General features: G+C 65.6%; 17 protein-coding genes and 11 tRNA genes. 5 read left to right on the top strand and 23 right to left on the bottom strand.

The features are described 5' to 3' along the window. Positions 1-47: 47 nt before the first annotated feature. The 18 genes from ACMGRF_RS02650 to ACMGRF_RS02565 all read right to left on the bottom strand — a co-directional run bounded on the left by ACMGRF_RS02650 (position 48) and on the right by ACMGRF_RS02565 (position 11445). The gene (locus ACMGRF_RS02650; protein WP_049439530.1) at positions 48-2003 is read right to left on the bottom strand and encodes a peptidyl-prolyl cis-trans isomerase; all 1956 of its coding nucleotides are present in this window, start codon (positions 2001-2003) and stop codon (positions 48-50) included. A gap of 181 nt (positions 2004-2184) precedes the next feature. Continuing rightward, positions 2185-2261 (bottom strand) — tRNA-Asp (locus tag ACMGRF_RS02645). Positions 2262-2367: 106 nt separating this feature from the next. Then, a tRNA-Asp gene (locus ACMGRF_RS02640) sits at positions 2368-2444 on the bottom strand. 87 nt (positions 2445-2531) lie between these two features. Next, positions 2532-2608 (bottom strand) — tRNA-Asp (locus tag ACMGRF_RS02635). Between the two features lie 83 nt (positions 2609-2691). Then, a tRNA-Asp gene (locus tag ACMGRF_RS02630) sits at positions 2692-2768 on the bottom strand. Between the two features lie 26 nt (positions 2769-2794). Further along, a tRNA-Val gene (locus ACMGRF_RS02625) sits at positions 2795-2869 on the bottom strand. Positions 2870-2880: 11 nt separating this feature from the next. Next, on the bottom strand, positions 2881-3153 hold the full coding sequence (locus ACMGRF_RS02620) for an HU family DNA-binding protein (RefSeq protein WP_005408270.1): 273 nt from the start codon (positions 3151-3153) through the stop codon (positions 2881-2883). Between the two features lie 219 nt (positions 3154-3372). Beyond that, complete coding sequence (gene lon, locus ACMGRF_RS02615; RefSeq protein WP_049411245.1) at positions 3373-5820, bottom strand: endopeptidase La; 2448 nt, start codon at positions 5818-5820, stop codon at positions 3373-3375. Positions 5821-5963: 143 nt separating this feature from the next. Further along, positions 5964-7253, bottom strand: coding sequence for an ATP-dependent Clp protease ATP-binding subunit ClpX (gene clpX, locus ACMGRF_RS02610; RefSeq protein ID WP_004154600.1), 1290 nt, complete (start codon positions 7251-7253; stop codon positions 5964-5966). 126 nt (positions 7254-7379) lie between these two features. After that, positions 7380-8006 (bottom strand): ATP-dependent Clp endopeptidase proteolytic subunit ClpP, encoded by a 627-nt coding sequence (gene clpP / locus ACMGRF_RS02605; RefSeq protein ID WP_004146318.1) that lies wholly within the window; start codon positions 8004-8006, stop codon positions 7380-7382. Between the two features lie 76 nt (positions 8007-8082). Next, entirely contained in the window at positions 8083-9378 is a 1296-nt protein-coding gene (gene tig / locus ACMGRF_RS02600) for a trigger factor (RefSeq protein ID WP_049441316.1), read from the bottom strand. 189 nt (positions 9379-9567) lie between these two features. Then, a tRNA-Leu gene (locus tag ACMGRF_RS02595) sits at positions 9568-9652 on the bottom strand. Positions 9653-9788: 136 nt separating this feature from the next. Beyond that, complete coding sequence (locus ACMGRF_RS02590; protein ID WP_049411248.1) at positions 9789-10157, bottom strand: hypothetical protein; 369 nt, start codon at positions 10155-10157, stop codon at positions 9789-9791. A gap of 417 nt (positions 10158-10574) precedes the next feature. Further along, positions 10575-10650 (bottom strand) — tRNA-Lys (locus ACMGRF_RS02585). 198 nt (positions 10651-10848) lie between these two features. After that, positions 10849-10924: transfer RNA gene (locus ACMGRF_RS02580), tRNA-Lys, on the bottom strand. Between the two features lie 79 nt (positions 10925-11003). Then, a tRNA-His gene (locus ACMGRF_RS02575) sits at positions 11004-11080 on the bottom strand. Between the two features lie 172 nt (positions 11081-11252). Then, positions 11253-11329: transfer RNA gene (locus tag ACMGRF_RS02570), tRNA-Arg, on the bottom strand. Between the two features lie 39 nt (positions 11330-11368). Then, positions 11369-11445, bottom strand: a tRNA-Pro gene (locus ACMGRF_RS02565). A gap of 179 nt (positions 11446-11624) precedes the next feature. On the opposite strand from ACMGRF_RS02565, the gene ACMGRF_RS02560 reads away from it, so the two are divergent. Then, on the top strand, positions 11625-12383 hold the full coding sequence (locus tag ACMGRF_RS02560; protein ID WP_005415466.1) for a Bax inhibitor-1/YccA family membrane protein: 759 nt from the start codon (positions 11625-11627) through the stop codon (positions 12381-12383). Positions 12384-12460: 77 nt separating this feature from the next. Here the strand turns inward: ACMGRF_RS02560 and ACMGRF_RS02555 are convergent, their stop codons facing one another. From ACMGRF_RS02555 to grxC, 5 genes are all read right to left on the bottom strand, one after another. Beyond that, positions 12461-13369 carry a LysR family transcriptional regulator gene (locus ACMGRF_RS02555; RefSeq protein ID WP_099542705.1) on the bottom strand — a complete coding sequence of 303 codons (909 nt, stop codon included), beginning with the start codon at positions 13367-13369 and terminating at the stop codon, positions 12461-12463. A gap of 53 nt (positions 13370-13422) precedes the next feature. After that, positions 13423-14166: a cysteine hydrolase family protein gene (locus tag ACMGRF_RS02550; RefSeq protein WP_414485611.1), complete on the bottom strand. Its 744-nt coding sequence runs from the start codon at positions 14164-14166 to the stop codon at positions 13423-13425. 205 nt (positions 14167-14371) lie between these two features. Beyond that, positions 14372-15376 carry an isocitrate dehydrogenase gene (locus ACMGRF_RS02545; RefSeq protein WP_012479261.1) on the bottom strand — a complete coding sequence of 335 codons (1005 nt, stop codon included), beginning with the start codon at positions 15374-15376 and terminating at the stop codon, positions 14372-14374. A gap of 322 nt (positions 15377-15698) precedes the next feature. Beyond that, positions 15699-16091: a carboxymuconolactone decarboxylase family protein gene (locus ACMGRF_RS02540; RefSeq protein WP_180880070.1), complete on the bottom strand. Its 393-nt coding sequence runs from the start codon at positions 16089-16091 to the stop codon at positions 15699-15701. Then, positions 16088-16378 (bottom strand): glutaredoxin 3, encoded by a 291-nt coding sequence (gene grxC, locus ACMGRF_RS02535; RefSeq protein ID WP_004154541.1) that lies wholly within the window; start codon positions 16376-16378, stop codon positions 16088-16090. The genes ACMGRF_RS02540 and grxC overlap by 4 nt, the downstream gene beginning before the upstream one ends. Positions 16379-16466: 88 nt before the next feature. On the opposite strand from grxC, the gene ACMGRF_RS02530 reads away from it, so the two are divergent. From ACMGRF_RS02530 to ppk1, 4 genes are all read left to right on the top strand, one after another. Further along, positions 16467-18167 carry a M48 family metalloprotease gene (locus ACMGRF_RS02530; RefSeq protein ID WP_180880068.1) on the top strand — a complete coding sequence of 567 codons (1701 nt, stop codon included), beginning with the start codon at positions 16467-16469 and terminating at the stop codon, positions 18165-18167. Between the two features lie 116 nt (positions 18168-18283). Then, positions 18284-18973 (top strand): phosphate regulon transcriptional regulator PhoB, encoded by a 690-nt coding sequence (gene phoB, locus ACMGRF_RS02525; protein WP_005408258.1) that lies wholly within the window; start codon positions 18284-18286, stop codon positions 18971-18973. A 106-nt stretch (positions 18974-19079) separates the two neighbouring features. Then, positions 19080-20411 carry a phosphate regulon sensor histidine kinase PhoR gene (gene phoR, locus ACMGRF_RS02520; protein WP_049417421.1) on the top strand — a complete coding sequence of 444 codons (1332 nt, stop codon included), beginning with the start codon at positions 19080-19082 and terminating at the stop codon, positions 20409-20411. Between the two features lie 4 nt (positions 20412-20415). Continuing rightward, positions 20416-22503 (top strand): polyphosphate kinase 1, encoded by a 2088-nt coding sequence (gene ppk1 / locus ACMGRF_RS02515; RefSeq protein ID WP_049438745.1) that lies wholly within the window; start codon positions 20416-20418, stop codon positions 22501-22503. Positions 22504-22710: the final 207 nt, after the last annotated feature.

Below are 22710 nucleotides of genomic sequence, written 5' to 3'. Positions count from 1 at the left end.
AAAGGCCCGGCAATGCCGGGCCTTCTTCGATCTGCTCGCCGCAAGGCTTACAGGTTCGCTTCGGTGGTCTGGATCATGAACTTCTTGCGCATCGCCTCGATGTAGGCCTTGGCCGCGGCCATGCCGTCGATCTGGCTCAGCTGTTCCTTCAGCTGCTTCTGCTGCTCTGCAGTCACTTCCTTGATGTCGCCCGGATTGACCTTGTTCACCGCGAACAGCAGCGCGTGGCCGTTGACGTCGACCTTGCCATAGCTCGGCTTGCCTTCGGACGGCACCGGCGCGCTGAAGATCGCGCGGTTGATTTCCGGGGTCGGCACCGGCTGGCTGCGCGGCAGGCCCGGCATCGGGCTCAGCTGCAGCTTCTCGCTGGCGGCCAGCGACTGCAGGGTGGCGCCCGCCTTCAGCTTGGCCAGGATGGCCTCGGCCGCCTTGTCGCTGGCCTGGCGCTGGCGATCAGCACGGATCGCAGCGATCACCTGTTCGCGGGCCTTGTCCAGCGGCAGGGCCTGTTCCGGCGTGTGTGCAGCCACACGGATGACCACGCTGTGGTTGGTCGCGCCGCCCAGCGCGATCGGGTCACTGGCGGTACCGTCCTGCACCAGCACGTCGGAGAAGGCGGCACGCAGCACGGCCGGGTCAGCGGCGATGCCGCTGGCGGTCGCGCGGGTGATCGGGCCCAGCGTCTGCAGCGGCAGGTTCACTTCCTTGGCCGCAGCGGCCAGGTCGCTCGGGCTCTTGTTGATGGCATCGACCAGGCGACCGGCCAGTTCGTTGAAGCCGCGCTCGCCGTCGGCCTTCAGCTGCTCGGCAGCCAGCGTGTCACGCACTTCCTCGAACGACTTGCCCTGGCCACCGCGCACAGCGGCCACCTTGATGATGTGGTAACCGAACTCGGTCTTCACCGGGCCGATCACGTCACCAGCCTTGGCCGCAAACAGCGCGTCCTCGAACGGCTTCACCATCGCACCGCGCTCGACCCAGCCCAGGTCACCGCCCTGGTCCTTGGAGCCCGGATCTTCCGAATTGGCCTTGGCCAGCGCAGCGAAGTCGGCACCGGCCGCCTTGGCATCGGCAGCGATCTTGTTCGCCTTGGCTTCGGCGCCGTCACCGGTGATCAGGATGTGCGAGGCCTGGCGCTGCTCCGGCGAGGTGAACTTTGCCTTTTCCTCTTCATAGCGCTTGCGCAGGGTCGCTTCGTCGGCCGGGGTCGGAGCCGGCAGGTTCGCACCGTTGATCTCGACGTACTCCAGCGACACGCTCTCGGCCTGGCGGAAATCCTTGCCGTGGCTGTCGTACCACTTCTTGATCTGATCATCGGTGACCGGCGCGGTATCGGCCGGTACGGGCGGCAACGCGGCCAGCTCGACGTCGCGGGTTTCGCCCAGCAGCTTCAACAGGCGCTCGGTCTCGGCCTGGGTGACGAAGCCGGAGCTCTGCAGGCCCGATGGGATCACCGACTGCTGCAGGCTCTCACGCACCAGTTCCTGGAACTGGGTCGGGGTACGCGGCGGATTGCCACCGGCCAATGCCAGGCGGTAGTTGTTCTCGTTGAACTTGCCGTTCGAATCGAGGAACGCCGGCATGGTCGCGATGTACTCGCGCACCGCGCCGTCGCCGATCACCACGCCCGCCTGTTCACCAACCAGGCGCACGACCTGTTCGTCGATCAGCTGATCGAGCACGGCCATCTTGTTCTCGGTGCTCTCGAACGCGCGCGGGTCGAAATTGTCGCCCTGCTGCTGGCGCTCACGCATGCGCTCCTGCTCGAAACGCGTGCGGAAATCCTGCGAGCTGATCTCATGGTGCTGCCACAGCATGCGCACCGGCCACCACGACGGCGCCGAACGCCACCAGGTGGGCGGCGCGGAAACCTTGGCCACGTTCTGTGCGCCAACGCCACCGAGGTAGCTGTTGTCGATCACGAACAGGAACGGAATCATCAGCAGCCCCAGGATCACGGTGACGATCCAGCCTGAGGTCTTGTCGCGGAGTTTCTGCAGCATGGTGAGGAATCACAAGGCCTGATTGGCGAGCCCGGCAGTGTAACCCGCTTCGCCGCAGGGACCAAAAGCAGCACCGACGCGGCCTGCGCCCACTTGCGCAGGCACGCACCATCAGTGCATCGGCCAACTCCATCCTGGCGCAAAGAAAAAGCCCCCGGCTTGCGCCGAGGGCTTTTAGAGTTGGCGGAGCGGACGGGACTCGAACCCGCGACCTCCGGCGTGACAGGCCAGCATTCTAACCAGCTGAACTACCGCTCCGCGCTTGAACTTTGCAGGCGCCCAGTATATCCGAAGACTCTCTGGAAACCCAGCCCGATGAACACTTTTTTCAAAGTTTTTTCACAGGGACTTAAGAATTCTGCAATGGCGGAGCGGACGGGACTCGAACCCGCGACCTCCGGCGTGACAGGCCAGCATTCTAACCAGCTGAACTACCGCTCCGTTCTTGCAAAAACCTTTTCGCCTTCCTTCCGAACCTCTCGGTAAGAAGACAAGGCCCCCAGCCTTGAACCGGGGGCCTGGATGTAATGGCGGAGCGGACGGGACTCGAACCCGCGACCTCCGGCGTGACAGGCCAGCATTCTAACCAGCTGAACTACCGCTCCGCGTTGTTACCTTTTTTGCTTTCAGCCGGCCTGGACCGGGGAGAAAACAAAGCCTCCAGCTTTTGGCCGGAGGCCTCGTTGAATGGCGGAGCGGACGGGACTCGAACCCGCGACCTCCGGCGTGACAGGCCAGCATTCTAACCAGCTGAACTACCGCTCCACACTCAAACTTTTACCGCGGTGCTGTGGTGGGTGCTGAGGGTTTCGAACCCCCGACCCTCTCCGTGTAAAGGAGACGCTCTACCGCTGAGCTAAGCACCCCAGCGAGCCGCTTAGTTTACAGCATCCTTCAGGGCCTTGCCAGCCTTGAACGACGGATTCTTCGAAGCAGCGATCTTGATGGTGTCGCCGGTCTTCGGGTTGCGGCCGGTGCGGGCAGCACGGTCGCGGACCTGGAAGGTACCGAAGCCAACCAGGGTGACCGCATCGCCGTCCTTCAGCGCCTTGGTGATGGCAGCAACGACGGCATCGACAGCGCGGCTGGACTCTGCCTTGGTCAGGTCGGCAGCTTCAGCAACGGCATCGATCAATTCGGTCTTGTTCATTCTCTACAACTCCTTTGGCGGTGGGTTCCGCTTATTCGACAGGGAAGCAACCGCACGCCATCTGCATGCGGCCGCCATGTGGAAACGGTTCGCCGAATCCAGCGATCACCAGACTGCGATCACTCATTCGCGAGTGCTGCTTTTATACCAGTGGCCCTACCCCCACGCAAGCTGGAAAGCCAGCAACGACGCGGGTTTCGGGCCATTGGACAGCGCGCGTCAATGCTTGACGCGCGCGTTTCCACTCGGTTTGGCCTTGCTGCGCACCGTGACGCGCTGCGCACTCTTGCGCGCCTTCTTCGGTGCCAACGGACGCTCCAGCGCCAGGTCCAGGACTTCTTCGATGTACTTCACCGGCACGATCTTCAGATCGCGGGTGACGTTGGCCGGGATGTCGGCCAGGTCCTTGCGGTTCTCTTCCGGGATGATGACCGTGCGGATGCCGCCACGCAGTGCGGCCAGCAGCTTCTCCTTCAGTCCACCGATGGCCGTGACGCGGCCACGCAGGGTGATCTCGCCGGTCATCGCCACGTCGGCGCGCACCGGCACCCTGGTCAGCATCGACACCAGCGAGGTGACCATCGCTGCGCCGGCACTCGGGCCATCCTTCGGCGTGGCGCCATCGGGCACGTGCAGGTGCACATCGTGCTTCTGCAGGAAGTCGCTGTCGATGCCAAAGCCCACGGCGCGCGAACGCACCACCGACAGCGCGGCCGAGGCCGATTCCTTCATCACGTTGCCGAGCTGGCCGGTCAGGATCAGCTGGCCCTTGCCCGGCACGAGCGTCGATTCGATCTGCAGCAGGTCGCCACCGACTTCGGTCCAGGCCAGGCCGGTGACCAGGCCGATTTCATTCTCTTCCTCGGCACGGCCGAAGTCGAAGCGACGCACGCCCAGGTACTTGTCCAGGTTCTTGCTGGACACGCTCACCAGCGCCTTCTTCTTCGCGCCCTTCTTTGCCTTCACCGGCTGCGGGCCGGCCAGCGCGATCTCCTTCACCACCTTGCGGCAGATCTTGGCGATCTCGCGTTCCAGGTTGCGCACGCCCGATTCGCGCGTGTAGTAGCGCACGATGTCCTGGATGGCGTCACTGCCGATTTCCAGCTCTTCCGGCTGCAGGCCGTTGGCCTTGACCTGCTTCGGCACCAGGTAGCGGGTCGCGATGTTGAGCTTCTCGTCCTCGGTGTAGCCGGGGATGCGGATCACTTCCATGCGGTCCAGCAGCGGGCCGGGAATGTTGAGCGAGTTCGAGGTGGCCACGAACATCACTTCGGACAGGTCCAGGTCCACTTCCAGATAGTGGTCGTTGAATGCGTTGTTCTGCTCCGGATCGAGCACTTCCAGCAGCGCCGAAGACGGATCGCCACGGAAGTCCATCGACATCTTGTCGATCTCGTCGAGCACGAACAGCGGGTTCTTGCTGCCGACCTTGTTGAGGTTCTGCACGATGCGGCCCGGCATCGAACCGACGTAGGTACGGCGGTGGCCACGGATCTCGGCCTCGTCGCGCACGCCGCCCAGCGACATGCGCACGAACTTGCGGTTGGTGGCCTTGGCAATCGACTGGCCCAGCGAGGTCTTGCCCACGCCCGGCGGCCCGACCAGGCACAGGATCGGGCCCTTCATCTGCTTCACGCGCGACTGCACCGCCAGGTATTCAAGGATGCGCTCCTTGACCTTCTCCAGGCCGTAGTGGTCGGCATCAAGCGTATCCTGCGCGACCTTCAGGTCCTTGCGCACCTTGCTGCGCTTCTTCCACGGCACGCCCAGCAGCCACTCCAGGTAGTTGCGCACGACGGCGGCTTCGGCCGACATCGGCGACATCTGCTTGAGCTTGTTCAGTTCGTTGCGCGCCTTGGCTTCAACCGCCTTCGGCATGCCGGCCTCGGCAATCTTGCGGGCCAGTTCTTCCAGCTCGCCCGGCGCGTCGTCCAGGTCACCCAGTTCCTTCTGGATGGCCTTCATCTGTTCGTTGAGGTAGTACTCGCGCTGGCTCTTCTCCATCTGCGACTTCACGCGGCCGCGGATGCGCTTCTCCATCTGCTGCACGTCGATCTCGCCGTCGACCAGGCCGACCAGCATCTCCAGGCGGTCACCGACGGCCAGCGTTTCCAGCAGGCGCTGCTTGTCGGCCAGGCGCACGCTGATGTGCGCAGCGATGGTGTCGGCCAGGCGCGCCGGCTCATCGATGCCCGACAGCGTCTGCAGCAGCTCCGGCGGCAGCTTGCGGTTGGTCTTGACGTACTGCTCGAACAGCGACATCAGCGAGCGGGCGATCGCCTCGACCTCGCGCGCCTCGCGCTCGTCGGTGGCCTCGATCTCCACGGCCTGGCCATGCAGCGAGCCGTCGCGCTCGTCGACGTGGGTGACCTGCACGCGCGACAGGCCTTCAACCAGCACCTTGATGGTGCCGTCGGGCAGCTTCAGCAGCTGCAGCACCTGCGCCAGCGTACCAACCTGGTAGAGGTCGGCCGCATGCGGGTCGTCGGTCTCAGCCGACTTCTGCGCCAGCAGCAGGATGCGCTTGTCCGCCTCCATTGCCTGTTCGAGCGCGTGCATGGACTTGTCACGGCCGACGAACAGCGGGATGACCATGTGCGGGAACACCACTACGTCGCGCAGCGGCAGGACCGGCAGGTCGAGGGTTTCACTTGGGGAACGGGCCATGGGGGCTCCAGGGAAGGGGGAAAACCGCCTCCGGGAGGGCATCTTCCGGAGACAAAAAAAGCCGATGGCCCCGTTATGGGGCCATCGGCTTTCAGATGCAAGGCATTCCTTTAAAATCCTTTCCAATCAACAACCTGGAAGGATCACTCGGCGCCTGCGGCCTTCTGTTCAGGGGCCGCCGGGGTCTGGTAGATCAGGTACGGCTCGGACTTGTGCTCGATCACCGATTCGTCCACGACCACCTTGCTGACGTTCTCCTGCGACGGCAGGTCATACATGGTGTCCAGCAGGACCGATTCGACGATGGTGCGCAGGCCACGGGCGCCGGTCTTGCGCTTGAGCGCCTTCCTGGCGATGGCCGACAACGCGTCCGGACGGAACTCCAGCTCGACGTTCTCCATCTCGAACAGCTTCTTGAACTGCTTGGTGATGGCGTTCTTCGGCTCGGTCAGGATCTTGATCAGGGCCGGCTCGTCCAGCTCCTCGAGGGTCGCGACCACCGGCAGGCGGCCGACGAACTCGGGAATCAGGCCGAACTTGATCAGGTCTTCCGGCTCGACTTCGGCCAGCACCTTGCCCACTTCCTGCTTGCGCTCGCTGCTCTTCACCTTGGCGCCGAAGCCGATGCTGCCGACGTCGGTGGAGCGGGCCTGGATCACCTTGTCCAGCCCGGCGAACGCGCCGCCGCAGATGAACAGGATGTTCTTGGTGTCCACCTGCAGGAATTCCTGCTGCGGGTGCTTGCGGCCGCCCTGCGGCGGAACGCTGGCCACGGTACCTTCGATCAGCTTCAGCAGGGCCTGCTGCACGCCTTCGCCGGACACATCGCGGGTGATCGACGGGTTCTCGCTCTTGCGCGAGATCTTGTCGATTTCATCGATGTAGACGATGCCCTGCTGCGCCTTCTCGACGTCGTAGTCGCACTTCTGCAGCAGCTTCTGGATGATGTTCTCCACGTCCTCGCCCACGTAACCGGCTTCGGTCAGCGTGGTGGCGTCGGCCATGGTGAACGGCACGTTGAGCAGGCGGGCCAGGGTCTCGGCCAGCAGCGTCTTGCCCGAACCGGTCGGGCCGACCAGCAGGATGTTCGACTTCGCCAGTTCGACGTCGTCGTTCTTCTGCCGGCTCTCGATGCGCTTGTAGTGGTTGTACACGGCCACGGCCAGCGTGCGCTTGGCACGGTTCTGGCCGATCACGTACTGATCGAGGACCTCGAGGATCTCGCGCGGCTTGGGCAGCGAACTGCGCGCCGACTGCGCCTTTTCCTCAAGTTCCTCACGGATGATGTCGTTGCACAGCTCCACGCACTCATCGCAGATGAACACGCTCGGACCCGCAATCAGCTTGCGCACTTCATGCTGGCTCTTGCCGCAGAAAGAGCAGTAGAGGATCTTGCCGGTGTCCGTGGAACGACCTTGGCGGTCTTCGCTCATGCTTCGCTTACCCAGTTACCCCACCCGCTGAACGGGGGTTCGATTCGAGAATAGCACAGGGCCGAGGGGACACCAGTCCCACCCGACCCTGCAGGAACGAGGCCTCCCTGGCCCCGTGAAGGCCGGTCAGCCGGCCTGGATCGACTCATCCGGACGACGCTCCAGGACCTGGTCGACCAGACCGTAGGCCTGCGCCTCGAAGGCGCTCTTGAAGTTGTCGCGCTCGGTATCACGGGCGATCGTCTCCAGCGACTGGCCGGTGTGCTTGGCCAGCACCTCGTTCAGGCGCGAACGCAGGGTCAGGATCTCGCGCGCGTGGATGTCGATGTCGGTGGCCTGGCCCTGGTAGCCACCCAGCGGCTGATGGATCATCACGCGCGAGTTCGGCAGCGCATAGCGCTTGCCAGCTTCGCCCGCGGCCAGCAGCAGGGCGCCCATCGAGGCGGCCTGGCCGATGCAGGTGGTGCTCACATTCGGCTTGATGTACTGCATGGTGTCGTAGATCGCCATGCCGGCGGTGACCACGCCACCCGGCGAGTTGATGTAGATGTTGATGTCCTTTTCCGGGTTTTCCGATTCCAGGAACAGCAACTGCGCCACCACCACGTTGGCCATGTGATCGTCGATCGGGCCCACGAGGAAGATCAGGCGCTCCTTCAACAGGCGCGAATAGATGTCGTAGGCACGCTCGCCGCGGCTGGTCTGCTCGACCACCATCGGAACCAGGTTCAGGGCTTTGGTTCGGTTGTCCATTACGTGAGGTACCTATCTTGGGGGGCAACAACCCCGCGCCGGCAAAGGCGCGGGGCATCCGGTGATCCGCCCGGGCTTACTGGCGGATCGCGTCCTGGAACGACAGCTTCTCTTCGGTGTGCTGGGCACGCTCTGCGATCCAGTCGATCACCTGCTCTTCCATCACACGGTTCTGCAGGCCAGACATCAACTGGGGGTCGTTGCGGTACATCTCAATGACCTGCTCCGGCTCTTCGTAGGTCGAAGCGATCAGACGCATCGTTTCATTCAGGCGCTTGGCTTCCAGGCGCAGGTCGTTGATGCGGGCCACTTCACCGACCAGCAGGCCGACCAGCACGCGCTTGGCGGCAGCGTCCTTGAAGCCTTCGTGGGCATCGGCCGGGATCTCGCCGACGTTCTGGCCGTTGCGGCGCAGCTGCTCGACCTGCTGGGCCAGCATGGCGCGGGCTTCGTTCTCGACCAGGCGCGGCGGCATTTCCACCGACGAGTAGGCGGCGATCAGCTGCTCGCCCACTTCGCGGCGCAGGCGGTTCATCAGGGCGCCCTTCAGCTCGCGCTCCAGGTTGGCGCGGATGTCGCTGCGGAACTGCTCCACGTCGCCGCCCTTCACGCCGAAGCTCTTGATGAAGGCTTCGTCGACCGCCGGCACGACCGGCTCGGAGACCTCGGTGACCTTGACGGTGACCTGCACGGTCTTGCCGGCCAGTACCGGCACGCGCCAGTCAGCCGGGAACTCGACGTCCAGGGTCTTCTCTTCGCCCTTGGCCAGGCCGACCAGGCCCTTCTCGATGGTGTCGAACATCATGCCCTGGCCGAGCACGATCGAACCCTTCTCGGTACCTTCGGCCGGCAGGCGCTCTTCACCGGCCTGCGACCAGGTTTCCACCGCGACCAGGTCACCTTCCTGCGCGCCACGGCTGACCGGGGCCCAGGTACGACGCTGGTTCTGCAGGTTCTCGATCATCTGGTCGATGTCGGCGTCGGTGATCTCGGCGGTATGGCGCACGACGGTCAGCTTGCTGACGTCGATGTCGCCGAAGTCCGGCACCACTTCCACGGTGGCCACGAAGGAGAACTCACCCTCGTCGCCCTTGTCGATGCGCGGGCTGCCGACGACGCGCAGGTCGTGCTCGCGCACGGCCGCGTCGAAGGTCTCGCGCAGCAGGCCGTCCAGTGCCTCGCCACGGACCTGCGCGCCGAAGCGCTGCTCGATCACCTTGGCCGGCACCTTGCCCGGGCGGAAACCCTTGATGCGGGTGGTACGGGCGATTTCGCCGAGGCGGCCGGCAATGTGGCTCTGCAGACGCTCTTCCGGCAGCGAGAAGCTCAGGCGGCGTTCCAGGTTGCCGGTGGATTCGATCGAAGCTTGCATGTTGACTCCTGCCACCGGTGGCCCAGGCCCCCGGCTCGATGATTGGGATGAAACGGTTGTAAGGACGCGACGTCTGGGACGCGCCTGCTTGCCGCAGCCCTTTAGTTTCGCCCAATTCGGCTTGCACTGCCAGCGCGTGCCGGTCAAGGGGGCGCAGATGGCCCGATCAGGGCGGGGACAGGCCGGCACTGGTGCGAAAGGGGGGACTCGAACCCCCACGCCTTGCGGCACTGGAACCTAAATCCAGGGCGTCTACCAATTCCGCCACTTTCGCGTGGCCGGCGCAGGGGTTCATTGTCGCAGGCGATGACGGGAAGCGGAAGGCCTGCACAAAACTGAACATGGCAATTGTGCGCAGCCCGCGCGTTGACCCACCCCTGCGAGCGCAAGCTCATCCGGGGTGGCGGGGTTCACTGCTGCGGCATGGCCTTGGCCGACGCCGTACCGGCGCCCTGCCCGGCTGCAGGATCCACCTTGCGGATCTCCACGCCCCCGTCGCCGGTGCGCCGCAGGGCCGCCGGCTCCGGCGTGGCCTTGCGCACATCGACCGAACCATCCGCATTGCGCTGCACGTCCACCGCATCGGGCAGGGTCTCCCGCTCAGCCGGCTGAGCCGGCTGCATCTGCATGGCCTTACCGACCGGGCGCGCAGGAGCGCTCTCCGTGCCAGCGTCGCGTTCGACGGTCTGCGCGGGATCGTCGGTGGGCGCGCAGGCCGCCAGTGCCAGCAATGCAAAGGAAACCCACAGCGTGCGGTGCAATCGATTGATATCAACCATCAACATCGTCCTTCATGCATGCGCCATCGGCGCGGAAGATCCATTGGGTGCGATGCAGGACGCGATGCGGTGAGAAGCAGTGCACAGCATTGATAACACTGATGACGCGTATGACCCTGATTTCAGCATTGCTTCAGTCGATCCACGCCATGCGTGGATGAAATGCCCCCCAGCGAACAGGCAAGAAAAAAGCCACTTGGCGAACCAAGTGGGAAGCTGCCGCGCATTCGCGCCGCAGCCCCACGCTTTGCGCGGCAAAGCGCGGGCCCCACTTCATCAGCCGCCACATCCCCGCGGCTTCGCCGCGCCCCCTTGACTCAAGGGGGCTCCGCTCCAGCCAGCACCGCTGGCATCTGCAGATGCCCCTCAGCGAACAGGCAAGAAAAAAGCCACTTGGCGAACCAAGTGGCTTTCGTCTGGTGGGCTGTCAAGGATTCGAACCTTGGACCTATTGATTAAGAGTCAACTGCTCTACCAACTGAGCTAACAGCCCGAAATCGGGGCGCGAATTATGACCCGATCCGCTCGGTGGGTGCAAGCACTTTTTTCAACGTGGTTGAAACCAGCACTGCGCGGCCCGCTCCTGCTGCAGATCCACGCCGGGCGGGTTCTGCAACGCGTGATCCATCGGAACGATGGCAGTCACACCTATAAGAAAAAAGCCACCTGGCGTACCAGGTGGCTTCTGTCTTGGTGGGCCGTCAAGGATTCGAACCTTGGACCTATTGATTAAGAGTCAACTGCTCTACCAACTGAGCTAACGGCCCGTGAAACTCAGACGCACATTGTAGCGTGCTTTCTGTTTATTGCAATACCGTTTCGGCTGCGCCGATGCGGTTGAATCAGTGGGGTGGCTGAGGGGATTCGAACCCCCGACCACCGGAATCACAATCCGGTACTCTAACCAACTGAGCTACAGCCACCACTGAAACTTTCGCTCCATCGCCGATACCACTGACGCCGGAACCTTGAACATTGCCTGGGGACTGTCACCGAAGTTGCGGTCCGCCGAAGCGAGTCCGATATTCTGGTGGAGTCCTTGCGCTTTTGCAAGCACTTCTTCACATCCGTCGATGCGATCCCGGTGCCCGCCAATGGCGCGCCCGACAGGAATCGAACCTGTAACCGCCGGCTTAGAAGGCCGGTGCTCTATCCAGTTGAGCTACGGGCGCCCGAACCGGAACGGTGTCCAATCCGACGTGGCGTGGGATTGGTCGGGGTAGAGGGATTCGAACCCCCGACATCCTGCTCCCAAAGCAGGCGCGCTACCAGACTGCGCTATACCCCGGTCTTGCAATCCCCTCGGGTTGGGCCCGGGGAGTTGGTCATTGTCGCCAAGCGCGTTGGGAACTGTCAACGAAGGATGCACAGATCCGGGCCTGCCACAACGCCGAAAGCAGTCATCGGCTATGCTCACGCCCATCGGCCGGATGGCCGTCCCGACCTTCATTCGCACGGAGAACACGCATGCGCAGCGGCAACCCGGCTCTTTCCGAGTCGACCTTCCTCGACCTCGCCAGTGGCTCGGTAGTGACCAGCCCCGACCAGGCCATGACCCTCAACGGCACCGCCAACAAGACCGGCATCCTGCTGCTGCTGACCGTGCTGACCGCGGCGTTCGCCTGGAGCCAGGCGGTCGACGAGTACGGCCAGATTTCCGGCAGCGCGAGCCTGTACGCCATCGGTGGCGCGATTGGCGGCCTGGTGCTGGCATTGATCACCATCTTCAAGAAGGAATGGTCGCCGGTCACCGCGCCGATGTACGCGCTGGTCGAAGGCCTGTTCCTGGGCGCCGTGTCGGCCCTGTTCAACATGAAGTACCCGGGCATCGTGTTCCAGGCGGTGCTGCTGACCTTCGGCACCCTGGCCGCCCTGCTGTTCGCATACCGCAGCGGCCTGATCAAGGCCACCGAGAACTTCAAGATGGGCGTGGTCGCCGCCACCGGCGGCATCGCCCTGCTCTACCTCGCCTCGTTCGTGCTGGGCTTCTTCAACATCAACGTGCCGGTGATCCACGACTCCAGCTGGCTGGGCATTGCCTTCAGCCTGTTCGTGGTGGTCGTGGCCGCGCTGAACCTGGTGCTGGACTTCGATTTCATCGAGACCGGCGTGGCCCAGCGCGCGCCGAAGTACATGGAGTGGTATGGCGCATTCGGCCTGATGGTGACCCTGGTCTGGCTGTATGTGGAGTTCCTGCGCCTGCTGTCGAAGATCCAGCAGCGCTGAACCGGGCAAAGCCATAAACGACAAAGGGCGCCTTCGGGCGCCCTTTTCTCTTTGTAACGCGTGGCTGCATTTCCCCGCTAGCCAGTCACGCCGGCCTGTGCAGCGTAGTGTGCCGCAAGGTGCTCGACCAGCGCTCGCACCTTGGGCGCGAGCGCACGTGCATGCGGGTACAGCGCGAAGTAGCGCCGCTGGCCGGCATGCCAGGCCGGCAGCACGCGGATCAGGCGACCGGCGCGCAGGTCCTCCTGCACGGTCAGCGCGGTGAACAGGCTGATGCCCATTCCGGCCAGCGCGGCAGCGTACAGCGCGGGCGTGGCATCCACGCGCAGGCGCTGCCCGGCTTCAACGCTCACGCTGGCGCCGCGCGGTCCCTGCAACCGCCAGGGCGGCATTGACGGCGTGGGACTGAAACCCAGCAGCGTGTGCTGCTCCAGATCCACTGCGTGCCGTGGCAGGCCATGGCGCGCCAGGTAGGCCGGTGCGGCGACCAGGATGCGCGGGCAGCTGGCCAGCTCGCGCGCGACCAGTTGGCTGTCCGGCAATGAAGCTGCAATGCGCAGCGCCAGGTCGAAACCACCCCCCACCACATCGACCCGCTGGTCATCCGCCGACAGATCCAGCGTGACCTGCGGGTAACGCTGCAGGAACGAGGGCAGCCAGTGGGGCAGCTCCTGGCTGGCCACCACCTGCGGCACGCTGATCCGCACGCTGCCGCTGGGCTGCGCCTGCCCGGCGCGAGCACGATCATCCGCCTCCTGCAGGCGGTCCAGCAGCGTTGCCGCCTCGCGGTGGTAATCGCGCCCGGCCTCGGTCAATGACAGCCGACGGCTGTTGCGATCGAGCAGGCGTACCTGCAGGTGCTCTTCGAGCTGCCGAAGTTGCCGCGACATCGCCGAGTGGGTGGTCCCCAGGCGCTCGGCGGCCGCAGTGAAACTGCCCGCGTCAACGATGGCGCGCAGCGCACGCAGGGCGGCGAAGTGATCCATCGGCGGGCAGCTCCACGTGGCGGAGCCCGCGGCATGCGGGCCCCGCCAGCTTATCAAGCACCGTCGCCGGCCTTGCGTACCGGCAGCGCCAGGATCGCGTCGGTGCTCATGACATCGCCGAAAGCGTCTTCGATCTGCGCCAGCGAGGCCTCATGCAGCGCGCGATGGCCGATGCGCTGGCCACCGGCCAGGTCCAGGTCGCGGCTGGCGCTGGCGTCGGACGAGACGATCACCCGGTAGCCACGTGGTGCGGCCGCTGCGTCGCGCGCGGCACCGGCCACACAGGCATGGGTCTGCAGGCCGGTGACGATAAGGGTGTCGATGCCCGCGTTCCTCAGCATCTGGTCGAGCACGGCGGCGGACGCGCCGGCGAACACACTGACGTTGTCCTTCTGCACCACGGTCTCGCCCTGGCGCGGCTGCAGGTCGCGATGGAAGGCGGCATTGACGCTGCCCTGCGCGAACAGGGGTGCGCCGGCCGGCAGCACGTGCTGGACATGGATCACGCGGATGCCGTGGGCATCGGCGAATTCGACTACCCGCCTGGCCTGGCGCAGTGCGGCCACGCCATCGGGAATGACCATGCGGCCACCCGCAAAGCCCGGTACGGCCTTGGCATCGAAGTACTCGTTCTGGAAGTCGATCACCAGCACGGCAGTCTTCGCCGCCTCCAGCGAGGTCGCGACCGGCGCACCCGCCATATGGCGGATGGTGGGATGGGCCGGCTCGGCAGCAGCAACCGGGATGGTGGCGGTCATGCCGAACAGGCTGGCCAGGCCGAAGGCGGCGAGATTCATGGGGCGACTCCTGTGCAATGGAAAGTGGGCACAGGATGCGGAGCGGATGGCGCACGAACCAGCCGTGCAACAGCACATGATCTGTGCGATATCAGCACAGACCGCTTCTGTGGAGTCGAGCCATGCTCGACTCCACAGAAGCGGAAAACGCAACGGGGCGCCCGAAGGCGCCCCGCTGTGGATCCAACCGAGGTCGGCCGGCCGCTTACAGGCGGCTGGCAATGGCCTTGGCAAAGCTCATGGTGGTGCCGGTGCCACCCAGGTCGCCGGTCAGCGAATCCTTGGCTTCCATGGTCGCCACGATGGCCTTGCGCAGGCGCTCGGCGTTTTCCGGCTGACCGATGTGGTCCAGCATCTGCGCGGCCGCCAGCAGCAGCGCGCACGGATTGGCCTTGCCCTGGCCGGCGATGTCCGGCGCGGTGCCGTGCACGGCTTCGAAGATCGCCGCGTCCTTGCCGATGTTGGCGCCCGGGGCCAGACCGAGGCCGCCGACCAGGCCGGCGCACAGGTCGGAGATGATGTCGCCGAACAGGTTGGTGGTGACGATCACATCGAACTGTTCCGGACGCATCACCAACTGCATGCAGCAGTTGTCGACGATCATTTCCTGGAACTCGATGTCCGGGTACTGCGCGGCCACTTCACGGGCGACATTCAGGAACAGGCCCGAGGTCGACTTGATGATGTTGGCCTTGTGCACGGCGGTGACCTTCTTGCGGCCGGTGCTCTTGGCCAGCTCGAAGGCGTAGCGCACGATGCGCTCGGAGCCCTTGCGGGTGATGCGGGTGCCGGAGAAGGCGGTCTCGCCATCGGCCGACACTTCCTGACCTTCGGCCAGGTAGGCACCTTCGGTGTTCTCACGGACGGTGATCAGGTCGACGTTGTCGAAACGCGACTTGGTGTTCGGGAAGGTGTGGGCCGGACGCACGTTGGCGTACAGGTCGAAGTGACGGCGCAGGCTGACGTTGATCGAGGTGAAGCCACCGCCGACCGGGGTGGTCAGCGGGCTCTTCAGCGCGACCTTGTTGCGCGCGATCGATTCCAGGGTCACCGCCGGCATCAGGTCGCCGTGCTTTTCCAGGGCCACCAGGCCGGCGTCGGCGTCTTCGTACTCCAGGCCAGTCTTGAGCTGGTCGAGCACGAACAGGGTGGCGTCCATGATTTCCGGGCCAATGCCGTCGCCGCGGATGACCGTAATTTTCTGCGTCATTGATCGATGTTCCGAACAGGGGGAAAAACGCCGTCCGGACGTGCCCGGAAACGCCGGCGCAAAGGAAGTTTCACCGGCAATTATGCCTGAGCCGGGGCCGAGGTCCCAAATAGACCATGGTCCCAGTCCCCGGCTCAGGCAGAATTGCCCGCGCATCCCACCTTATCCCCCCGCCTGTCGGCGCGCCCCCTTGAACAACAAGGGGGCTCCTGGGCTGTTGGATCGCGGGGAGGACCCTTGCGGGCGCGGTAGTGCCGGCCGCTGGCCGGCAACCCCGGCGATGCCGGGTTCAGGCGATGCCGGCCAGCGGCCGGCACTACCCTCAGTGTTCGTGCGCGGCTGGCGCGGCCGCGCCGCCTTCGAGCTGATCGAGGAAGTCGACCGCGCGGCGCAGGTGCGGGATCACGATGGAGCCGCCCACCACCAGGCCGACCGAGAAGGTCTCGAAGAACTCCTCACGGGTCACCCCGGCATCCTTGCACTGGGCCACGTGGTAGCTGATGCAGTCGTCGCAGCGCAGCACCATCGAGGCCACCAGGCCCAGCAGCTCCTTGGTCTTCACGTTCAGCGCGCCGGCCTGGTAGGTCTGCGTATCCAGCGCGAAGAAGCGACGCACCACCTGGTTCGGTTCGCCCAGGATGCGCTCGTTCATGCGCTTGCGGAACTCGGTGAACTCGGCGATGCGGTCCTTGCTGCCGTCGTCGGCCGCGCTCATGCCTGGCCCTGCCCGGCCAGCAGCGGCTCGAGCTTGCCTTCACGGTGCAGGGCCATCATGTCGTCGTAGCCGCCGACATGGACATCGCCGACGAAGATCTGCGGCACGCTGGTGCGGCGGGTCAGCGCCATCATCTTCTCGCGCTCGGCCGGGTCCAGGTCGATGCGGACCTCGGTCCACTGCTGGCCCTTGCTCTTCAGGAAGTTCTTGGCGGCCACGCAGTACGGGCAGACGGCGGTGGAATAGATGGTGATGGCGGGGGCACCGCCGGCGGTCTGGGCTGTCACGGGAAACTCCACGATGGATCGACGGTCTACATATGGTACCGGTGCGCTGGAATTTCCACGCCACGGCCGCAACACTGTGGATTAACGAATGGTTGCCCCCCGCCCTGCCACGCTTGGTGCGCCCCGCCCGAGGACCTTCTGCTTGCGAGCCCTGCTGCTGACTACCGCCGCCACCCTGGCCCTGGCCATGCCGCTGGCCCAGGCCCAGGAGAAGCTGCCCGACATCGGCTCTTCGGCCGGCGAGCTGCTGACCCCGGCCCGCCAGGCCGAGTACGGCGCGATGATGCTGCGCGAGCTGCGCAACTACGGCTACCTGTTGGAAGATCCGCTGGTCAACGACTGGCTGCAGACCATGGGTGCCCGGCTCGGCTCCAACAGTGACCAGCCGCGGCAGCCGTACACCTTCTTCGTGATGAACGACCGCCAGATCAACGCGTTCGCCACGCTGGGCGGCTACATCGGGGTCAATGCCGGACTGGTGCTGACCGCCGAGCGCGAGGACGAAGTCGCTGCCGTGCTGTCCCACGAAATCGCCCATGTCACCCAGCAGCACGTGCTGCGCGGTGTCGAGCGCGCCCAGCGCGACCAGATCCCGATCCTGCTGGGCATGCTGGCGGCGGTAGTGGCCGCCCAGGCCAGCAACAGCACGTCGTCCGGCAACGCGACGATGGCCGCGATCAGCTCGGGCATGGGCCTGATGCAGCAGCGGCAGATCAACTACACCCGCTCCAACGAGTCCGAGGCCGACCGCCTCGGCATCCGCACCCTGTCGCGCAGCGGCTACGACGTGGATGCCATGGCCGGCTTCTTCGAGCGGATGTCGGCAGCCATGCGCGGCAACGAAGGCGGCTACAGCGTGCCCGAGTTCCTGCGCACCCACCCGGTCAACATCACCCGCATCAGTGAGGCCAAGTCCCGCGCCCAGCAGATGAAGAAGGATACGGTGCTGCTCACCACCAGCACCCCCACCGGCGAGCGCAAGGAGCGGGTGGACCCGGCCGATCCCAGCCTGGGCGAGCCGCTGCTGCGCGGCAACAACCCGCTGCTCCCCGGCAGTGTGCTGCGCCTGCCGATCGGCCAGCTCAACCGTGGCGCCAGCGGTGACTTCGAGTGGGCGCGTGAGCGCCTGCGCGTGCTCAGCGCGGACTCCACCCCCGAGCTGGAGCGCGAGTACGCCGACCTGGCCAAGCGGCAGAAGGACGGCCTCAACGATGCGCAGCGTTACGGCCAGGCGCTGGCGGTGATGCGCGGCGGCCGTGCCGGTGCCGGCCAGGCCCGGCAGACCCTGGCCGGCCTGCTGCAGAGCCACCCCGGCAACCTGTGGCTGGCGCTGGGCCTGGGCGAGGCGGAGTCGCGCGCAGGCCAGGCGGCCCAGGCCAACAGCCGCTTCGAGCAGCTGCTGCGCGAACACCCCAACAGCCGCCCGGTGGCACTGACCTATGCCGAGATCCTGAACGAGCAAGGCAGCCGCGAGGCCGGCCAGCGTGCGCAGGCGATGCTCCGCCCTCTGCTGTCGCAAAGTGGTAACGATCCGGTCTTCCAGCAGCGTTTCGCCCGCGCCAGCGAGTTGGCTGGCGACAGCGTGCGCGCCAGCGAGGCCTATGCCGAGGCCGCCTTCCTCAGCGGGCGGCCAGAACAGGCACTGATGCAGCTGCAGGCGCTCAAGCGCAACCCGGCGCTGGATTACATCGGCCGCGCGCGGGTTGACGCGCGCATCGAATCGATCACCCCGACGGTGCTGGAGCTGCGCCGGCAGGGCGTGCAGGACCCGGATCTGGACCGCCGCTGAGCACCGCATGACCGGCCGATGGCAATCCGGGCCGGTTCCGGCCGGGTAGTCACAAACATGTCATCAAACCGTAGTCTACTGGCACCAGTCCAGTAACCGAGCCCTACGGTGTCCTCGTGCAGAAACGCATCCTGATCGTCGATGACGAGCCCGCGATCCGTGAAATGGTCGCCTTCGCCCTTCGCAAGGGCGATTACGAACCGGTCCACGCCGGCGATGCCCGGGAGGCCCAGACCGCGATCGCCGATCGCGTTCCCGACCTGATCCTGCTGGACTGGATGCTGCCCGGCACCAGCGGCCTGGACCTGGCCCGTCGCTGGCGCAAGGAAACGCTGACCCGCGAAGTGCCGATCATCATGCTGACCGCCCGCGGCGAAGAGAACGATCGCGTCGGTGGCCTCGAGGCCGGTGTCGATGACTATGTGGTCAAGCCGTTCTCGGCGCGCGAACTGCTGGCCCGCATCCGTGCGGTCATGCGCCGCGCCCGCGAAGATGACGAGGACGGCAGCGTAGCCGTCGGCCCGATCCGTATCGACGGCGCCGCCCATCGCGTGTTCGCCAACGACCAGCCGGTGCCGATCGGTCCGACCGAATACCGCCTGCTGCATTTCTTCATGACCCACCCGGAGCGCGTCTACACCCGCGCCCAGCTGCTGGACCATGTGTGGGGCGGCAGCGTCTACGTGGAGGAGCGCACCATCGACGTGCATATCCGCCGCCTGCGCAAGACGCTGGAGCCGTTCAACGCCGAGAACATGGTGCAGACCGTGCGCGGCGCCGGCTACCGCTTCTCCACTGCCACCTGAGTCTCGTCGTGCCGGCACCGCGCACCTGCAGGTGCCGGTGCCGGCAACTCTGCTATAACCCTCGGTTCACCCCAGTGAACCGCCGCACCTCAACGACGAGATCGCAATGCCCCGCCACATCCGCTCTGCCTGGTTGAAGACCCTGGCCACCGTTGCCGCGGTGCTGCTGTTCGCCGGACTGGTGGGGTGGTTCACGGGCCATCTGTGGTTGTGCATCGCACTGGGCGCGCTGGCGGCCCTGGCCTGGCATTACTGGCGCCTGCGCAGCGTTCTGCGCCGGCTGACCGCTCGCCAGCGCTGGGACACCGCCGAAGAAGGCACCGGCGTCTGGAACGAACTGGACCGCCTGCTGTACCGCAACCAGGTGGAAATGCGCGTGCGCAAGCGCCGCCTGCTGGACATGCTGCGCAGCTACCGCGCTGCCGCCGCCGCGCTGCCTGATGCCGTCGTCGTGCTGGATCGCAACAGCCAGCGCGTGCAGTGGTTCAATGAAGCGGCTACCGCCCTGCTCGGCCTGCACCATCCCGGCGACCTTGGCGAGGCCCTGGTCGAGCGCCTGCAGCCAATGCCGCTGGCACACTGGCTGGCTGGTGGCCGCAATGCCGAGCCCATCCTGGACGTACCCTCGCCGGTCGATCCGGCGATCCGCCTGAACCTGCGCCTGATTCCCTATTCGTCGGACTATTGGCTGCTGATCGCGCGTGACGTCAGCAAGCTGCTGCGCCTGGAGCAGGTGCGGCGGGATTTCGTCGCCAACGTTTCACACGAGCTGCGCACGCCGCTCACCGTAGTCCACGGCTACCTGGACATGATGGACCCGGAGGATTTCCCGGGAACCGGACCGATGCTGGAAGAAATGCGCAAGCAGAGCCAGCGCATGGCCCAGCTGGTGGAAGACCTGCTGACCCTGTCGCGGCTGGAATCGCAGGAGCACAGCGAGGAAGAGACCGTGGCCATGCAGCCGATGCTGGCCACCCTGCGCCGCGAGGCCGAGGCGCACAGCCAGGGCCGCCACCAGATCAGCATCGACGACCTGGCCGGCGTTGACCTTCAGGGCTCGACCAAGGAACTGCACAGCGCATTCTCCAACCTGGTCACCAATGCGGTGCGCTATACGCCGGCTGGTGGCCGCATCGCGGTGGAGTTCCGCCGCGAGGGCGACGGTGCGGTGCTGGCGGTGCGCGACTCCGGCTACGGCATCCCGGCCACCCACCTGCCGCGCCTGACCGAACGCTTCTACCGTGTCTCCAGCAGCCGCTCCCGCGAAAGCGGTGGCACCGGCCTGGGCCTGTCCATCGTCAAGCACATCCTCGGCCTGCACCACGCACGGCTGGAAATTGAAAGCGAAGTCGGCAAGGGCTCGGTGTTCTCCTGCCATTTCGATGCCGACCACGTGCGCCCGCGCGAGTCCGCCCCCCTGACCTCCATCGAAGAATGACGCCATGAGCAGCCTCGGATCCCTCCCCCTCCCCGTGAGCCCGGACAACGATCCGTTGCGCGACCCGGCGCTGTACATCAATCGCGAACTGTCACAGCTGGATTTCAACTTCCGCGTGCTGGCCCAGGCGATGGACCCGCAGGTGCCGCTGCTGGAGCGCCTGCGCTTCATGTGCATCTCCTGCACCAACCTCGACGAGTTCTTCGAGATCCGCGCCGCTGCCGTGCGCCACGCGCAGGAATTCGGCCTGCCACCCGCACCGGACGGGATGAGCCCGCAGGCCATCCTCAGCGCCATCCATGACCGTGCCGCCGAACTGGTGGACCAGCAGTACCGCTGCTGGAACGAGACGCTGCGGCCGGCGCTGATGGACGCCGGCATCGGCGTGCTCGGCCGCCACTCCTGGACCGACCGCCAGAAGCGCTGGCTGCGCGCCTACTTCCGCAACGAGATCATGCCGGTGCTGTCGCCGCTGGGCCTGGACCCGGTGCACCCGTTCCCGAAGATCCTCAACAAGTCGCTGAACATCGTGGTGGTGCTGAAGGGCACCGATGCCTTCGGCCGCGCCGGCCATCTGGCCATCGTGCGTGCGCCGCGCTCGCTGCCGCGCATCATCCAGCTGCCGGAGAAGCTGGGCGGATCGCAGAACTTCGTGTTTCTGTCCTCGGTGCTGTCCACCTTCGTCGATGAGCTGTTCCCGGGCATGGAAGTCCAGGGTGCCTACCAGTTCCGCGTCACCCGCAATTCCGAGCTGGTGGTGGACGAGGAGGAAGTGGAGAACCTGGCGCTGGCGCTGCGCGACGAGCTGGTCGACCGCGGCTACCGGCCGGCGGTGCGGCTGGAGATCGCGCACGACATGCCGCGCGAGATCGTGCGCACCCTGCTGCAGAATTTCGGCCTGACCGAGAACGCGGTGTACCGCATCGATGGCCCGGTCAACCTCAACCGCATCATCCAGCTGTACGACCTGATCGCGCAGCCGGACCTGAAATACCCGCCGATGACCCCGCGCACGCTGCGCGACAGTGACGGCATCTTCGAGACGGTGGCGCGCCAGGACCTGCTGCTGCACCATCCGTTCGACGCCTTCACCGCAGTGCTGGACCTGATCCGGCAGGCGGCAATCGACCCGAACGTGCTGGCGATCAAGCAGACCCTGTACCGCACCGGCAAGGACTCACTGATCGTCGATGCGCTGATCCAGGCCGCGCGCAACGGCAAGGACGTGACCGTGGTGGTCGAACTGCGCGCCCGCTTCGACGAAGAAGCCAACCTCGGCCTGGCCGATCGCCTGCAGGAAGCCGGCGTGCAGGTGGTGTACGGCGTGGTCGGCTACAAGACCCACGCCAAGATGCTGCTGATCGTGCGCCGCGAGGGCCGCAAGCTGCGCCGCTACGTGCACCTGGGTACCGGCAACTACCACAGCGGCACCGCCCGCGCGTATACCGACATCAGCCTGATCACCGCCGATGCCGACATCGGCAATGACGTGCACCTGCTGTTCCAGCAGCTGTCCGGGCTGGCGTCGAAGATGAAGCTCAAGCGCCTGCTGCAGTCGCCCTTCACCCTGCACACCGGGATCCTCGGCCGCATCGAGCGCGAGACGCGCATCGCCGCCGCCGGCCGCCCGGCGCGGATCATCGCCAAGATGAACGCACTGAACGAACCGCAGGTGGTGCGCGCGCTGTACGCCGCGTCGCAGGCCGGCGTGCAGATCGACCTGATCATCCGCGGCGCCTGCACGCTGCGACCGGGCGTACCGGGCATCTCGGACAACATCCGCGTGCGCTCGATCGTCGGCCGCTTCCTGGAACACAGCCGCGTCTACTGGTTCGGCAACGACGGCGCGCCGGAGATGTACTGCGCCAGCGCCGACTGGCTGGAACGCAACCTGCTGCGCCGGGTCGAGACCTGTTTCCCGATCCTCGATCCGGAACTGGCCAAGCGGGTCTACCGCGAAGTCCTGCAGAACTACCTTGACGACAACCTCAACGCCTGGGAGCTGGATGCCGACGGCATCTACCACAAGCGTGCCCCGGCCCACGACGAAGCGCCGCATTCGGCACAGATGGCGTTGATGCAGGGGCTCTGATCCGGTAGGTGCCGACCTTGGTCGGCGCGTTTGGATTCATCCACTGTGTCGACCAAGGTCGACACCCACCAACAGCAGCGCAGAACGCCGTCCGGCAGATCGCGGAGAACTGTCGAAGGCGGGGTGGGTCCGGTGGCAGGGGCGTGAGCCGCATGGATGCGGGCGACCAAGCCCCCATGGACGGGTTCACGGCGTCCCCTGCCATCG

It is taken from the genome of Stenotrophomonas sp. EMP41, assembly GCF_047495535.1.
Classification (GTDB): domain Bacteria; phylum Pseudomonadota; class Gammaproteobacteria; order Xanthomonadales; family Xanthomonadaceae; genus Stenotrophomonas; species Stenotrophomonas sepilia.
This window is presented reverse-complemented; position numbering and strand designations above follow the sequence as displayed.

Coding starts and splice junctions, on each gene's coding strand:
- ACMGRF_RS02560 (WP_005415466.1), top strand. CDS start 11,625: ATGCGCAGCGGCAACCCGGCTCTTTCCGAGTCGACCTTCCTCGACCTC.
- ACMGRF_RS02555 (WP_099542705.1), bottom strand. CDS start 13,369: ATGGATCACTTCGCCGCCCTGCGTGCGCTGCGCGCCATCGTTGACGCG.
- ACMGRF_RS02545 (WP_012479261.1), bottom strand. CDS start 15,376: ATGACGCAGAAAATTACGGTCATCCGCGGCGACGGCATTGGCCCGGAA.
- lon (WP_049411245.1), bottom strand. CDS start 5,820: ATGGCCCGTTCCCCAAGTGAAACCCTCGACCTGCCGGTCCTGCCGCTG.
- ACMGRF_RS02620 (WP_005408270.1), bottom strand. CDS start 3,153: ATGAACAAGACCGAATTGATCGATGCCGTTGCTGAAGCTGCCGACCTG.
- ACMGRF_RS02540 (WP_180880070.1), bottom strand. CDS start 16,091: ATGAGCGCGGCCGACGACGGCAGCAAGGACCGCATCGCCGAGTTCACC.
- ppk1 (WP_049438745.1), top strand. CDS start 20,416: ATGAGCAGCCTCGGATCCCTCCCCCTCCCCGTGAGCCCGGACAACGAT.
- ACMGRF_RS02590 (WP_049411248.1), bottom strand. CDS start 10,157: ATGGTTGATATCAATCGATTGCACCGCACGCTGTGGGTTTCCTTTGCA.
- clpX (WP_004154600.1), bottom strand. CDS start 7,253: ATGAGCGAAGACCGCCAAGGTCGTTCCACGGACACCGGCAAGATCCTC.
- clpP (WP_004146318.1), bottom strand. CDS start 8,006: ATGGACAACCGAACCAAAGCCCTGAACCTGGTTCCGATGGTGGTCGAG.
- ACMGRF_RS02530 (WP_180880068.1), top strand. CDS start 16,467: ATGGTTGCCCCCCGCCCTGCCACGCTTGGTGCGCCCCGCCCGAGGACC.
- ACMGRF_RS02650 (WP_049439530.1), bottom strand. CDS start 2,003: ATGCTGCAGAAACTCCGCGACAAGACCTCAGGCTGGATCGTCACCGTG.
- ACMGRF_RS02550 (WP_414485611.1), bottom strand. CDS start 14,166: ATGAATCTCGCCGCCTTCGGCCTGGCCAGCCTGTTCGGCATGACCGCC.
- phoR (WP_049417421.1), top strand. CDS start 19,080: ATGCCCCGCCACATCCGCTCTGCCTGGTTGAAGACCCTGGCCACCGTT.
- tig (WP_049441316.1), bottom strand. CDS start 9,378: ATGCAAGCTTCGATCGAATCCACCGGCAACCTGGAACGCCGCCTGAGC.